The sequence below is a fragment of the Bacteroides sp. 14(A) genome, assembly GCF_000526555.1.
Classification (GTDB): Bacteria; Bacteroidota; Bacteroidia; order Bacteroidales; family Bacteroidaceae; genus Bacteroides; species Bacteroides cellulosilyticus.
This window is the reverse complement of the sequence record NZ_JAGH01000004.1, coordinates 265,877-279,632: the sequence shown is the minus strand read 5'-3', so window position 1 is coordinate 279,632 and position 13,756 is coordinate 265,877. Positions and strand designations below refer to the sequence as shown.

The 13,756-nt window shown below is 42.6% G+C and carries 10 protein-coding genes and 1 pseudogene; 5 read left to right on the top strand and 6 right to left on the bottom strand.

The window, feature by feature from the left end:
* Positions 1 to 60 precede the first annotated feature (60 nt).
* Positions 61 to 1,809, bottom strand: a complete 1,749-nt coding sequence (locus K429_RS0120135) for an SWIM zinc finger domain-containing protein (protein WP_029327841.1) — start codon at positions 1,807 to 1,809, stop codon at positions 61 to 63.
* Positions 1,810 to 1,897: 88 nt separating this feature from the next.
* A pseudogene (locus tag K429_RS30040) lies at positions 1,898 to 2,122 on the bottom strand (hypothetical protein); the annotation flags it as partial.
* A 426-nt stretch (positions 2,123 to 2,548) separates the two neighbouring features.
* Here K429_RS30040 and K429_RS0120125 point away from each other — a divergent pair.
* Together K429_RS0120125 and K429_RS0120120 are read left to right on the top strand one after the other, a co-directional pair.
* Positions 2,549 to 3,235: a hypothetical protein gene (locus K429_RS0120125; RefSeq protein ID WP_029327839.1), complete on the top strand. Its 687-nt coding sequence runs from the start codon at positions 2,549 to 2,551 to the stop codon at positions 3,233 to 3,235.
* A gap of 26 nt (positions 3,236 to 3,261) precedes the next feature.
* Complete coding sequence (locus K429_RS0120120) at positions 3,262 to 3,441, top strand: hypothetical protein (protein WP_029327838.1); 180 nt, start codon at positions 3,262 to 3,264, stop codon at positions 3,439 to 3,441.
* On the opposite strand, the gene K429_RS0120115 is transcribed toward K429_RS0120120, so the two are convergent.
* From K429_RS0120115 to K429_RS0120105, 3 genes are all read right to left on the bottom strand, one after another.
* Positions 3,434 to 4,291, bottom strand: a complete 858-nt coding sequence (locus K429_RS0120115) for an MBL fold metallo-hydrolase (protein WP_029327837.1) — start codon at positions 4,289 to 4,291, stop codon at positions 3,434 to 3,436. The genes K429_RS0120120 and K429_RS0120115 overlap by 8 nt on opposite strands.
* 42 nt (positions 4,292 to 4,333) lie before the next feature.
* Positions 4,334 to 5,935: a sensor histidine kinase KdpD gene (locus K429_RS0120110; protein ID WP_029327836.1), complete on the bottom strand. Its 1,602-nt coding sequence runs from the start codon at positions 5,933 to 5,935 to the stop codon at positions 4,334 to 4,336.
* 552 nt (positions 5,936 to 6,487) lie between these two features.
* The gene (locus K429_RS0120105) at positions 6,488 to 7,921 is read right to left on the bottom strand and encodes a DEAD/DEAH box helicase (protein ID WP_029327835.1); all 1,434 of its coding nucleotides are present in this window, start codon (positions 7,919 to 7,921) and stop codon (positions 6,488 to 6,490) included.
* A 115-nt stretch (positions 7,922 to 8,036) separates the two neighbouring features.
* On the opposite strand from K429_RS0120105, the gene K429_RS0120100 reads away from it, so the two are divergent.
* The 3 genes from K429_RS0120100 to K429_RS0120090 all read left to right on the top strand — a co-directional run bounded on the left by K429_RS0120100 (position 8,037) and on the right by K429_RS0120090 (position 12,231).
* Positions 8,037 to 8,966 (top strand): GNAT family N-acetyltransferase, encoded by a 930-nt coding sequence (locus K429_RS0120100; protein ID WP_007215768.1) that lies wholly within the window; start codon positions 8,037 to 8,039, stop codon positions 8,964 to 8,966.
* A gap of 177 nt (positions 8,967 to 9,143) precedes the next feature.
* The gene (locus tag K429_RS0120095; protein ID WP_029327834.1) at positions 9,144 to 10,565 is read left to right on the top strand and encodes a HAMP domain-containing sensor histidine kinase; all 1,422 of its coding nucleotides are present in this window, start codon (positions 9,144 to 9,146) and stop codon (positions 10,563 to 10,565) included.
* 40 nt (positions 10,566 to 10,605) lie between these two features.
* Positions 10,606 to 12,231, top strand: a complete 1,626-nt coding sequence (locus K429_RS0120090; RefSeq protein ID WP_029327833.1) for an RluA family pseudouridine synthase — start codon at positions 10,606 to 10,608, stop codon at positions 12,229 to 12,231.
* Here the strand turns inward: K429_RS0120090 and K429_RS0120085 are convergent, their stop codons facing one another.
* A complete protein-coding gene (locus tag K429_RS0120085; RefSeq protein ID WP_044097002.1) occupies positions 12,232 to 13,692 on the bottom strand; it encodes a TrkH family potassium uptake protein in 1,461 nt (486 codons plus the stop codon).
* Positions 13,693 to 13,756 lie beyond the last annotated feature (64 nt).

The following is a 13,756-nucleotide window of genomic DNA, read 5'->3' as shown; positions in this document are numbered from 1 at the left end:
GTAATAGAGCGATTCACTAGTGTCCCATGAATAAAGAGACACTAGTGAATTGGATAATCTTTAGAATTCCCCCAATTCCTGCATCATCGCCGGACGACGTTTATACAAGATCCTGAATTCTTCCACCAATTGTTTCACGGCCTCCTTCCCACCATTCAATTTCCGCATACCTCGCAGCACCCGGGCTATATATTCATAATGGTTCCGCCCCAGATTTTTCTCCGCATACGTACGAAGATCATCTGTAAATAAAGGAAGAATTTGGGAGGAATGAGTAGCATTCAGATGAGAGGCATACTGCAAAAGAGCATCCAAACGCCTGTATTCCAAAGCGGACAGATAACCAAATAATTTATCATAATCCTTTTCTTCTATATAAATCTCGGCTTTATTATTTCCAGTCCCCCAGTAATCATAGAAAGTGGTTTCCTGCATCAATGCGTTTAAGTACTCTTTCCAATCCATGGAAGGCACCAATGATTTGAGTTTATGATAATAACCCAGACTTCCATCCGTATGAATAAATAGCAATCGACACATCTCAATAATTTTGGCGACATCATGCATTTCCTCATAAATGGAAAGTAATTGTTCCTGCCATTCTCCTACTATACCAAGCTCTCCCGCTCTTTCAGCTATCACTATCCCTTCATTCAGCATACCGATAGCCTTCTCATAACATTTCCCTTCCAATAGCTTTGCAATTTCCTGCCGCCTTATTTCAGGCAAATAAAGAAATTCAGATATCGTAGTTTCAACTTCGGCAGTCTTACCCAATTCCTTTAATATTTCTATTTTCCGAACCACCAGCTTATAGAGGTCCCAATGTTCCTTCTTCTCCATTATAAGCTGGTTTACAGTTGCCAACGCCTCCTCTTTAGATTGCACTGAAAGCATAATTTGTTGTATCAAATCATCCATATCAAAAATATCATACTCACGATATGTTGCCATTTTACCTATTTGGATAATTTCGCTCAATATATTCTCCTTCAATGCCTGTGACGTATCCGAATGTTGAACTACCTTAAGCAATAAATCCCCGGCGTCTTCACAACTAATTCCAAAATCAATATAACCATCATTATACAGAAAATCTTCTTCAATATAATGACCTCCTATAGAATGAAGTATCTGAAGAGCAATTGTCGCCGCCTCTTCCAAAGCCTGCCGTTGAAACAACAAAGTTGCTTTAGTCAAATATTTCTCTATTTTATCAGATAACTCATCCCAATCAATCTCTGGTTCATAATATCTTCCCCTCTTGAAGTTTTTTCTATATGAAGAATTAAAGCAACTCTCTATTTCACTTCGATAATCCACCTTTTTCGCCGGTTTCTTAGGCAAAAAAGCCTCCATCAAAGCTGACTTAAAATCAGAATGTGAAGAAGCATATTGCAAAACAAAACCGGATAACTTATCCGATTCTACAAACCGAAGGACCTGCTCTACTTCTTTATCCTTCACAATTTCGGATACACTCTGTCCCAGTATATTCATTCGAGCATCCACTTCTTTAGCAGACAAAAAACAGCCGGCTTTGCTTCTATTATCACGAATTGCCAGAAGCGTAGCCACCACATGCTTACAAATATTTCCATCGTAAGGACAATCACATTCCCACTCAGCAATTTCATCCCCTGCCAGCGACACGGTTACCTCATAGTGCTCCGTTCCACAGACTGTTGCAAACCATTCCCCCGGAGACTCTTCTTCAATTCCCAGCACAGCACCAGAGTCGTAATAATCTTCACCGCGCGCCAGAATCTTAGGAAGAACATAGCGTTCAAAGTTAGATATTGTTACCATAAAATACAGATTTTATTTTTGTTATTCATTGTATTAAAATCAGCCCGTCTCTTATAATCCAATTATATACCCCTCTTGCTCCCTTCCCATATCTATGAATCATCTGCAACCAAGTATGCAAATCTGTTGATTGAGGATAACGGGACACAAAAAGAACTTTCAAGTCCTCAAATAAGTATTTCCGCCCACGAATCCGTTGAAAATTCGCTCCATTTTCCATCCCTACCACAACCACATCATCGGGAATTCGGAAGTGCTCATAATCTTCTATAAAAACAGAAGTTCCTTCCGTTGGATAAATTACAAAAGACTCTTCACGAATTCTTCTATGGAACGAAAAGCACTCATAGCCAATCTTGCATTTTATTTCTCGTAAAAATAGGCTATATCCTCCAAATCCACAATATTCTAAAGAACTTTTGTTCCCAAAACTCACCTTTCCGGCTATCTGGTTCTCACAAGTTGTACTGATCACATTTGTATTACAGAACACTTGTCTAATTGCAAAAATCGGATTTTCTTCGTAAACACATGATTATTAATTTAATATATTTGTTATCTTTGTATTGAGTAAAAACACTTAGTGCACTGAGTAAAATGTAACCCTATGTATAAAAGATCAGAATATCAAGTAATTATGAATCGGCTTAAAGAACAGCGAAAGTTCATTCAAGTCGTAATGGGTACTCGTCAGATAGGCAAATCAACGGTTATCAAGCAGGTGTTAAAGAATTCAGATATGAAGAAACGAATTACTACGTATTTCATAGGAATATTAGCATTAGCCATGCTATGTAGCGGATGTAGTACCAATCGTATGGCGGCAGGTGACCCGGGCGCGGTGTTGGCCGGAGCATCCATCGGAGGAAATGTGGGAGGCGCCATCGGAGGCCTCATTGGCGAAAGCAACAGAGGATGGAGAGGTGGCTACCGGGGTTCCGCCATTGGTACCATCGTCGGGACCATCGCCGGAGCAGCCATCGCAAATGCCGCTACCGCCCCCAAGCAGACAGAAGAATATAGCTACCGGGTAGAAAGGACTCAACCTTCCAGACCCCAACCCCAATATTCATCAGCTATCGAGAATCTGAGAATACATAATATACGTTTCATTGACGCCAATCGCGACCACACAATCAACTCAGGCGAAAATTGTAAAGTGATCTTCGAAATCATAAACGAAGGAAACAGAACAGCTTTCAACGTAGTACCGGTAGTGGCCGAAATCACGGGCATGAAGCGTATCTATATTTCACCCTCGGTCATGATAGAGCAGATTAAGCCTCATGAAGGTGTGAAATATACCGCCAGCATCAATGCCGGAGAACGGATAAAGACGGGAGAAGTCATCATACGCGTTGCCGTAGCCGATGAAAACGGACAGGAGTACGACTGGCAAGAGTTCTCATTACCTACCCAACGATAAGCAACTTTATTTTAAACGATTACACCATGGCCGACAATTATTTAGAAAAGCAATACGAAACATACCAAGCCCGAAAAGCCGCTTGGGAAAAAGAACGTAAATACGGAAAGAAACCCTCTCCTATGAAGCGTCCGAAAACTTTGGAAAAATCAAAAGAGGGTGAAGAAACACCCTCTGTTAGTACCAATTTGGAAAATACTATTTGAATGCCGGAGCCGGCAAATGCATACCTGCCATCGTCAAACCATTGTCTTTGGCATATTGAAGGAAATACTTACGTGATTTCACCGCCTTCTCCTTATCCATATCATACGTAGCGCAGATTTCGGGATGCTCCAACTGAAGGGCGGCTCCATGGATAAGATCGGCAATCACCAACAATTTGTTCGCCTGGAACACGGTATGCCCGGGAGTATGTCCCTCAGCATTCATCGCAACGACATTACCCGGCAATGTTTCTCCGAACTCAAACAGATGCAAACGGTCTTTATAAGCATTCATCGTTTTCAACACTTGCGCATTCCTGTCGGCAGGCATCTTGAGCCAGGCATCATATTCCACTTTCGATGCATACACTTCAGCATCAGGAAACACAACACGATCCCCTTTCATCATTCCACCGATGTGATCGCCATGGAAATGGGTGAGATACAAATATTTAATATCGGAAGGGGTAACTCCCAAAGAAGCCAAGCCCGATAGCAAACGGCTATCCGGTGCTCCCATGCCCGTATCGAACAGGATTCGGATTCCACCCGTTTCTACCAGAAAAGCACTCATGGACGAAGGTATTCCGCCTTGTAGTTTCAAACTCTCTATCAGACTATCGTCAGCATCCGCGAAAAGCGTTCTTTCCATCAGGCGCTCTTTCGCATTATCCTGTATCCAGGTAACTTTCACTTCATCCAGTTGCAATGTCTTCAGGCCATCGCACACCACATTTACACTATCCATACTTACATCCTCATTTACTTGCTTTTTTGTGCCTCCGCCACAAGCTGATAACACGAATATTGCAGATGTAACAACCAGATACTTCCACGTTTTGTTTCTCATTAGCTTATAAATTTAGTTTATAAATAATAGACTACTCCATAATCAGGCCGATTCCGCGCAAGGATGCGTAAACCAGAAACGACTCCCGACCCCTATTTCCGATTCGGCGCCAATCGTGCCACCAAGGTGCTCCACGATACTCCGGCAGATGGACAACCCTAAGCCGGTGCCCTTGGAGAATGTGTTCAACTTCACAAATCGGTCGAAAACCTGACCTACCGCATCCGGTGCGATGCCGATACCCGTATCCGTAACCGAGAACTCTATTTCATTGGTCCCCTCTTTAAAATGGTACTCCAGAGTGATCTGCCCCTTACTGGTGAATTTCAGAGCATTATTTATAAAGTTGGTGATGACCTGCATCAGACGTTTCTTATCCGTATAGATACGATAATCGGGCAGACCGGAAGCCAACACAACCGGTACAGGCTTATCTTCCTTGATTTCATAACCACGCAGTATATCTTCACAGAAGTCCCTGATATTCAAATATCCCATGTTGAAATCGAGCGTTCCCGCCTCTATCTTGGATAAATCCAGAATGTCGGATATCAATTGTAAGAGCAATTCCGTGTTCTCTTGCATGATTTCAATATAGCCCTGACGCTCTTCTTTATCCTCCTCCTCAACAAGCATACTTGCGAAACCGACTATGGAATTCAACGGAGTACGAATCTCATGACTCATGTTAGCCAGAAAGGCGGACTTCAAGCGATCCAGATTTTCGGCCTTATCCTTGGCTATTATCAATTCTTCTTCTATCTTTTTCTGATGGTCGATATCAACGCTGGTAATGACATGTGCCATCTGGCCGTCTATCCAGGGAAATGCCGCACTGAATACACGAAACCAACATTGATCGAACGGGCGTTGGTAATCCCAGGAGTAAACTTTAGTAGGTAGACCGTTTTCGTCGATCAGGTGTCTTTTAGGACAAAACTCACATTCGCCCGTTTTATCGGTATAAAGGGCCTGCCAGCACTTCTTTCCTTCAAAATGCTTAATGCCACCATACGGAGCCGCCATAGACGCATTGGCATACAACATATCATGAGAATCAAAAGAGTTCACATAAATGTCGACTCCCATATTGTTCATGATGCTACCCAGCGTATTGCTTGCCCGCACTTCCCGCTCTTTATATTCACGAACGGCTATTTCTTTAGAAAGCGACCCCAGCAATAGATGAATGGTTTGCAATTCCTCATCCGTGAAAGGAGTTGTATCCTCCCTATCCGCAAATCCAATAAACCCGATAATCTTTCCTTCACTATCTTCAAATTGACGGACCAGCAAGGAGTCCGTTCCATAAAAATCCAGAACGTCAAGATCGACTAAGGAATTGTCATCGTTTCTACTGGCATAAAAAGGACGGTTCTTGACCTTCATACGATCGGAATGTATTTTGGTCATTTCACTCATCTCAAAGCGAGGCTTCAGAGAATGGTCTTCATTTCCAATGGTTTCTTTCAGGAAGAAATAGCGAAAACCATCGGTCTGATAGACAAATCCTTTTTTAAACTTATAGAAAGTACAAATATCCGTCAATGATTCCGTGATTTTCTTTTCAATGGATTCACATCCATTTAAACGCTCTAAGAAATGAAGGAGAAATACACTTAAACTCTTGTTCTTTTCGATCATATTACTTTTTACACCTTAGGGTTAGAGACACTTAAAACAAAAATAAAATACATTTTCGAGTATCTTCAAGGCGCTAATATACAAACTTTTAAAAGAATAAAAAAGATTTTCTATGTACTTAACTATCACCTTTTTTCTTCTTTTCGAACAAAACAAGAAGCATAAAAACTAATTTATTTTACAAGTTCATTTATTAAGAAATACAACTTTAATCCGTTGGCGAAAGCTATTTCTTTCTATACGGTAATGAGTAAAATAGGTACGCGGACGACGCGGACAAGGCGGACGAACGCGGAGTAAAATTGCCTTTCGGTATGCAAGTAATTTTTCATCCGCAGATGACGCAGATAACACAGATTTTTAAAGCTGCGCTATGTTTAGTGGAAGATTGAAAAAGAATCAGCGTTATCTGCGTCATCTGCGGATGAAAAATAAAAATCCGCGTTCGTCCGCCTTGTCCGCGTCGTCCGCGTATCTATTTATTCATTTCTTTTCCAGAATAAACCAACTCCACCAATGGAAAACTTTAATCGTTAGATAAACTATAGCCAATCATTCATAATTTTCATAACGCGAACGCAACTTTGCCGAACGACTGGATGCTTGCTCCGTTTTATCCGCCGATTGCTTTTGTTGCGATTCCCGAGCTAATATCGGTTTCGCCGGACGATTATGACGTTTGGGCTTTTCGGCAACAACCGTTGCTTGCTGAGTATTCTTCAAGGGTTCGGCAGGCTTTCTGCCCTCCCGCCTCTTATTGTTCTGCTTGCCTTGTTGCTTCTCTGCCGGTGCTTTCGCTTGTACCTTTCGTGCAACATTGACAACCGGAGCTGTTTTCGTCTCCTCCAAAGGCGGTAAATCATGTTTCCGTTGCTCCAGTTTGATACCTGTAAGTTTCTCTATTTCACGCAACATCGGCACTTCTTCGCCCGAACAAAAGGCAATGGCACGTCCCTCGCAACCCGCACGTCCCGTACGTCCGATACGATGGACATAAGTTTCCGGTACATCGGGCAAATCGTAGTTGAGAACCAAATCCAAACCTTTGATATCAATACCGCGTGCCGCAATATCCGTAGCGATAATTACATTGGAACGACCTTCCTTGAAATTACTCAATGCACGCTGGCGGGAATTTTGTGACTTATCTCCATGGATACTTTCACAAGTGATGCCACGACGTGATAAATAACGTGCTATATTATCCGCCCCATGTTTGGTGCGGGAAAATACAAGTACCTGATGTCCGGCCTCTCCGAGTAATAGTTGTGCCAGCAATTCCTTCTTCTGAGGCTTTTCCACACGATAGACGGACTGACTGATGATTTCCACTACGCTGGATGCCGGAGTGACTTCCACCCTCGCCGGATTGCGCAATAAACTTTTAGCCAGGCGGTCAATACTATCAGGCATGGTAGCCGAAAAGAACAAGGTTTGCTTCTTGGGTGGGAGCTTAGGCAACAAGCGCTTCACATCGTGGATGAATCCCATATCGAGCATACGGTCAGCTTCGTCAAGCACGAAGTGCCGCACATGGTCGAGGCGGATAAATCCTTGTGACATCAGATCGAGCAAACGACCGGGAGTAGCCGTCAGGATATCCGTTCCGGCACGCAATTCATCGGTTTGCGACTTCTGCTTTACCCCACCGAAAATAACGGTATGGCGCAACGTGGTATATCGTGTATAGTCTGCCAGCGATTCATCAATCTGGATTGCCAACTCACGCGTTGGAGTAAGGATAAGAGCACGAATCTTACGTGGAGCACCTTTCTGCTGAGATGTGGGGTCGGCAAGCAATTGTTCTATGATAGGTATGGCAAATGCCGCCGTTTTACCGGTTCCGGTTTGAGCCAGTCCTAATAGATCACGCCCTGTCAGAGCTTCCGGTATGGCTTGTTCTTGTATAAGAGTAGGAGTAGAATAGTTTTTTTCAAGGAGCGCACGGCACACCGGCTCCGAAATATTCATCTGTTTAAATGTCATCATTTCTTTTAATTAGGGCGCAAAGGTAGGCTTTTATAAGGAATAATCATTATATTTGCATGAAAAGTAGTTTTTAATTAACTACAAAGAACAGATATTCAAACTATTATATCGCATGAAAATACATCATATCGCCATCTGGACTTTTCGCCTGGAAGAATTGAGAGAGTTTTATATCCGCTACTTTAACGGAACAAGCAATGAAAAATACATCAATCCGAAAAAGGGTTTCGAGTCCTATTTCATCTATTTTGATGATGGCGCGGCATTAGAATTAATGAGCCGCACAGATGTGCAAAACACTCCGATAGAAGAGAACAAGTTGGGACTCACGCACTTTGCTCTCTCTTTCCAAAGCAAAGAAGACGTTCTCCGCACTACTGAACAACTCCGTAGCGATGGGTATACCATAGCCGGCGAACCGCGGACTTCGGGCGATGGATATTTCGAAAGCGTCATACTCGATCCGGATGGCAATCGAGTGGAATGTGTATACAGAAAGGAAGAAACCGGTAATGAACCTGATGCTCCGATTGAAACGGAACGGCTACTATTACGCCCTTTCCGGGAAAGTGATGCGGAAGCCTTCTTCGAATGTTGCCAAAATCCGAATATAGGAAACAATGCCGGCTGGAAACCTCACGGATCCTTAGAAGAATCACAAGAAATCCTTCGTTCCGTATTTATATCCCAGTCCGGGATATGGGCTATCATCCTAAAAGAAGACGGACGTTTGATCGGTTCAGTCGGCATCATTCCAGATCCCAAGCGTGAAAACCCGCAAGCACGCATGCTGGGATACTGGCTCGATGAATCCCATTGGGGAAAGGGCTACATGACGGAAGCGGTGCAATCTGTTCTCGATTACGGATTCAACACCCTCCAACTAAACCTCATCACCGCAAATTGCTATCCCCATAACGAGCGCTCACAACAGGTTTTGAAACGCCACGGTTTTATTTATGAAGGTACTCTCCATCAGGCCGAGTTAACCTACGATGGACATTTATACGACCATCAATGTTACTATCTGGCCAAGCCGTGAATTGCGAAAAATCAGTATATAAAATAAAAAAATAAGATTTACATTAAAATAGTCTTTTTTTAAGATGAAAAAAATATGCTATTCGGACATAAAACGAGTTAATTCTCACATTTTTATTTATTTGTGCAAGAATTTAAAATATTCATGTACATTTGCAAAATGAGTTATTCTTCAGCTATGAAAAAACGCTATCAGCTACTGAAAAGAGTTTCGATTATTCTGATCTTCTTTGTCCTATTTACAAAGATGCATGCGGTAGAACCCCAGTACGCTGAATCCCAAGATATTCAGAAAACAGAAACCAATGTTGAAGTTGAAGAACATCCACAAGATTATATTGTAATCAAGATACCTTTCCAAGCCAAGTACAAGCCTCTTTTTATTTGTATCATTGTTCTGGCTCTCTCTTCCATTTGTTTTTTCATCATCTATCCGCTACTTCTCTATGTCAGAGAGTCTAAAAGAAAGCGCACCGCCCAAAGGGAACTAACCAGGGAAAAGGAATTATTATCGCTATCACTCGAAAAGAGCAACATCTATGCCTGGAAATACATAGAGAAAACAAATGCTTTCATCTGTGATAAAGAATTCTTTGAGCATCTGGATATGCCTTTCCGTGCTTTCACCCTACAAGAAATGGCCGAAGCGATACATCTGGAAGACAGAGTGGATGTGTTGAACACGTTTTATCATGTAAAAAACCAACCGGATTCCAAAACGCACACCCAATGCCGGTGCAACTTTAATGGTAAAGGGTATATCTGGTATGAACTCCGTTATGTCAATCCCACGGAAGCAATGGCGGAAACAGCCTCCATTATAGGCTTAATCACCAATGTGCAACACTTCAAGGACAAAGAAGAGGAACTCATGAGAGCAAAAGACCTGGCGATAGAGGCAGAACTGAAGCAATCTTTCCTCGCCAATATGAGCCATGAAATACGTACTCCACTGAATGCAATTGTGGGGTTCTCCAACTTACTTGTCAGCGAAGACGACCTCCCCGATGAAGAGAAAGCTGACTTCATCAATACGATCAATACGAATTGCGAATTGCTTCTGAAACTCATCAATGATATACTGGAACTCTCCCGTATCGAATCGGGCAACATGACTTTCTCCTATTCAACGTGTAATCTGAATAATTGGGTGGATAGTATGTATTTGACACATTCCTTATTGATACCCAAGGAAATAGAGTTCATCAAAGAAGTGCCCGATGCCGCATTCTTCATCAATACAGACGTGAACCGCCTCAGCCAGATAATGACTAACTTCCTGAATAATGCCACTAAGTTTACCAAATCAGGATACATCAAACTGGGCTATGAAATTGATTTTTCAACATACGAAGTCTCCATTTACGTAGAAGATACCGGCAAAGGTATTCCGAAAGAAGAGCAACGAATGATATTCGAACGCTTCTACAAACAAGATGAATTTGTTCAAGGCACGGGTCTGGGACTTTCCATCAGCATGGTAATTGCGGAAAAACTCGGTGGGAAGATTAGTGTGGCCTCAGAGATTGGAAAAGGAAGCCGGTTCACTTTCCTCCTACCCTACCATAATGAAAGCGAGGAATTCTTTTCTGCCGGATAACTTCACAGATACCCAAAGAATGTAGTATCTTTGCACCATTATGTTGCACCGTTTTACTACTTCAATCAGCGATATTCCACTTCCGGAAAGGTTTACTTATCCTTTCTGTTATACTCCTCATCCATTGTGTGTAATGGCGGCGGAAGAGGTACAAAACTACCTCAGCAAGCAAAGCGACTGGCAAGAGGAATTAAGCCAGGGGAAAATGTTCGGGGTGCTGATTGTGCAAACCGAAGATGGAAGCATAGGTTATTTAACCGCCTTTTCGGGCATATTAGCCGGGAAGAATATACATCCGTATTTTGTACCTCCCGTGTACGATTTATTACAACCTCAAGGCTTCTTCAAAATAGAAGAAGAAAACATATCCACTATCAACCGTCGTATCCGCCGGTTGGAAGAGGATAAGAAATATATTGACTTGTTATCAGATCTTACCCAGACCACCCAATCTGCACAAGATGCATTGTCAATTGCCAAGATACAATTGAAAGAAGCAAAAGATAAAAGAGAATTGCTCAGAAAAACAGGTCAGCTTGATGCAAAGGAAGAAGCTGATCTGATACGAGAGAGCCAGTTCCAGAAGGCAGAATATAAGCGGTTGGAACGCTCCTGGAAAGATAAGATAGCTTCCTTGCAAGTAGAAGTAGGTAATTGGGAAAAACAAATACAGGAGCTGAAAGCAGAACGTAAAGTCCGCTCTGCCGCCTTGCAACAACAACTATTCGAACAATTCAGAATGTTGAACTACCGAGGAGAAGTGATAACTTTATGCGACATATTCGAGCAAACCGTACATAAGACTCCTCCCGCCGGTGCGGGTGAATGTGCCGCTCCTAAAATGTTACAACAAGCTTATCTGCATCATTGGAAACCGATAGCCATGGCCGAATTCTGGTGGGGTAATTCTCCCAAAAACGAAGTACGGCATCACGGTTATTACTATCCAGCCTGTAAGGGTAAATGCGAACCAATTCTCCGGCACATGTTGCTGGGATTGGAGGTAGAAGCAAATCCTATGCAACAGGAGGCGGAACGAGGCAATGAAAAATTGAATATAGTTTATGAAGACCAATGGCTATTGATTATTAATAAGCCTGCCGGAATGCTTTCAGTACCCGGAAAAGAAAGACAAACATCCATATACGACCTGGCAAGAAAGGCTTATCCGGAAGCAGAGGGTCCCATGATCGTACATCGGCTGGATATGGCTACATCAGGACTTTTAATCATTGCCAAAGATAAGAAGACACACCAACACTTACAGGCACAATTCAAGAATCGTAGTATCCGGAAGAAGTACATAGCTTTGCTCGATGGCGTCGTCCCGGAAGATGAGGGCACTATTGAACTACCGCTTTGCCCCAATCCATTGGACCGCCCCCGACAAATGGTAGACACACAATATGGCAAGCCTGCCATCACTTATTATCAGGTTCTCGAACGTACAGATAAATATACACGTATAGCCTTTTATCCCCATACCGGACGTACTCACCAACTTCGCGTACATGCGGCACATCCGTCAGGACTGCATTGCCCCATCATAGGCGACGAGCTTTATGGAAAGAAAGACAAAAGGCTCTATCTGCACGCTGAATCCATAGAGTTCACCCATCCCGTCAACGGGCAGTCCATGTGTATTACGGAAAAAGCAGACTTCTGATTATTGCTTTTTCCAAAAGCTCGGATAGAACAAAAGCAACACACTAAACAATTCCAGACGACCGATCAGCATCAAAAAGGAAAGCACCCATTTAGCCGTATCGGGCAATGCATTCCATGAATAAGCTGGACCACAAGATCCAAGTCCCGGTCCCACATTACCTATACTGGATATAACTGTACTGACAGACTCCGTAAAACCTACTCCCAGAAACAACAGGATAGTCCATCCTGCCAGGATTATGATGAAATAGAAAACAATAAAAATCACTACAGTAGAAACGATAGAAGAAGAAACCGTACGTTGGTTCACGCGTACCGGAAGCACGGCATTAGGATGTAGCAAATGCTTGAATTCGTTACGGATGGCCCGTGCCACGATGAGTAGTCTCATGTTCTTGATACCTCCACTCGTAGAACCTGTACATCCACCAGATAACATGGCAATGAATAGCAATAACCAGGTGAAAGGAGGCCATAAGTTATAATCGTCCGTAGCAAAACCACAAGAAGTATGTACCGTAGTAACCTGAAAAAGAGATTTCCTGAATGCCAGTTCCCAATCATAATGATTATGAAAGACAAGAGCTATCGTTATCATTCCGGTCAGAATAGCTACTGAACCTAAGAACCAACGCACTTCCTCATCCTTAAATATTTTCCCTACCTTCCCTTTCAGACACATCAGGAACAGGGCAAAATTCATACTTGAAAGTAACATGAATACAGACACCACATATTCTATAAAAGGCGAGTTCCAATAAGAAATACTTGCTTGTTTTGTAGAATAACCGCCTGTAGCCGTAGTAGTGAATGAGTGGCAAATGGCATCAAATAGATTCATGCCACCGAACATCAACAAAATAGTTTCAAGCAAGGTCAAAATTAAATACACCGCCCACAACCATTTAGCCATCACATTGATTTTAGGATGGGTACGGTTATGAATAACCCCTGTAGACTCGGCAGAGAAAAGCTGGACGCCCCCACTTGTGAATATGGGTAGAATGGCAATCGTAAAGAATACAATACCCAGACCACCAATCCATTGTGTAAGGCTTCGCCAAAACAGCATGCCATGAGACAAAGATTCAATATCGTCCAAAATGGTGGCTCCGGTAGTGGTAAAGCCCGACATCGTCTCAAAAAAGGCATTTGTAATTGTATCTACACTACCACTCAGATAAAAAGGAAGCATACCGAAGATCGTAAAAAACAACCAGGAAAGGCTCACGACGCAATATCCGTCCCTCCGGTTCATCTTATTTTCCGCACCGCGCCCATAAAGTAAAAGGAGAATTCCCGCCACAGCATTGATGCCGCAGGTATAAAGGAAATAGATATAATCATTTTCTCCATAACAGAATGATATTCCACCGCATAGTAGTAGCATCCCTATTTCAATGAGAAGTAAAACGCCCAGTACACGACCTATCATTTTACTATTAATACACCCATTCATATTTCATTCGTAAAAGTTTCAATGCCCCATAGCCGACCAATACCATGCCAAAATGAAAGGAATA

Coding starts and splice junctions, on each gene's coding strand:
- K429_RS0120120 (WP_029327838.1), top strand. CDS start 3,262: ATGGCCGACAATTATTTAGAAAAGCAATACGAAACATACCAAGCCCGA.
- K429_RS0120095 (WP_029327834.1), top strand. CDS start 9,144: ATGAAAAAACGCTATCAGCTACTGAAAAGAGTTTCGATTATTCTGATC.
- K429_RS0120085 (WP_044097002.1), bottom strand. CDS start 13,692: ATGAATGGGTGTATTAATAGTAAAATGATAGGTCGTGTACTGGGCGTT.
- K429_RS0120115 (WP_029327837.1), bottom strand. CDS start 4,291: ATGAGAAACAAAACGTGGAAGTATCTGGTTGTTACATCTGCAATATTC.
- K429_RS0120125 (WP_029327839.1), top strand. CDS start 2,549: ATGAAGAAACGAATTACTACGTATTTCATAGGAATATTAGCATTAGCC.
- K429_RS0120090 (WP_029327833.1), top strand. CDS start 10,606: ATGTTGCACCGTTTTACTACTTCAATCAGCGATATTCCACTTCCGGAA.
- K429_RS0120100 (WP_007215768.1), top strand. CDS start 8,037: ATGAAAATACATCATATCGCCATCTGGACTTTTCGCCTGGAAGAATTG.
- K429_RS0120110 (WP_029327836.1), bottom strand. CDS start 5,935: ATGATCGAAAAGAACAAGAGTTTAAGTGTATTTCTCCTTCATTTCTTA.
- K429_RS0120105 (WP_029327835.1), bottom strand. CDS start 7,921: ATGACATTTAAACAGATGAATATTTCGGAGCCGGTGTGCCGTGCGCTC.
- K429_RS0120135 (WP_029327841.1), bottom strand. CDS start 1,809: ATGGTAACAATATCTAACTTTGAACGCTATGTTCTTCCTAAGATTCTG.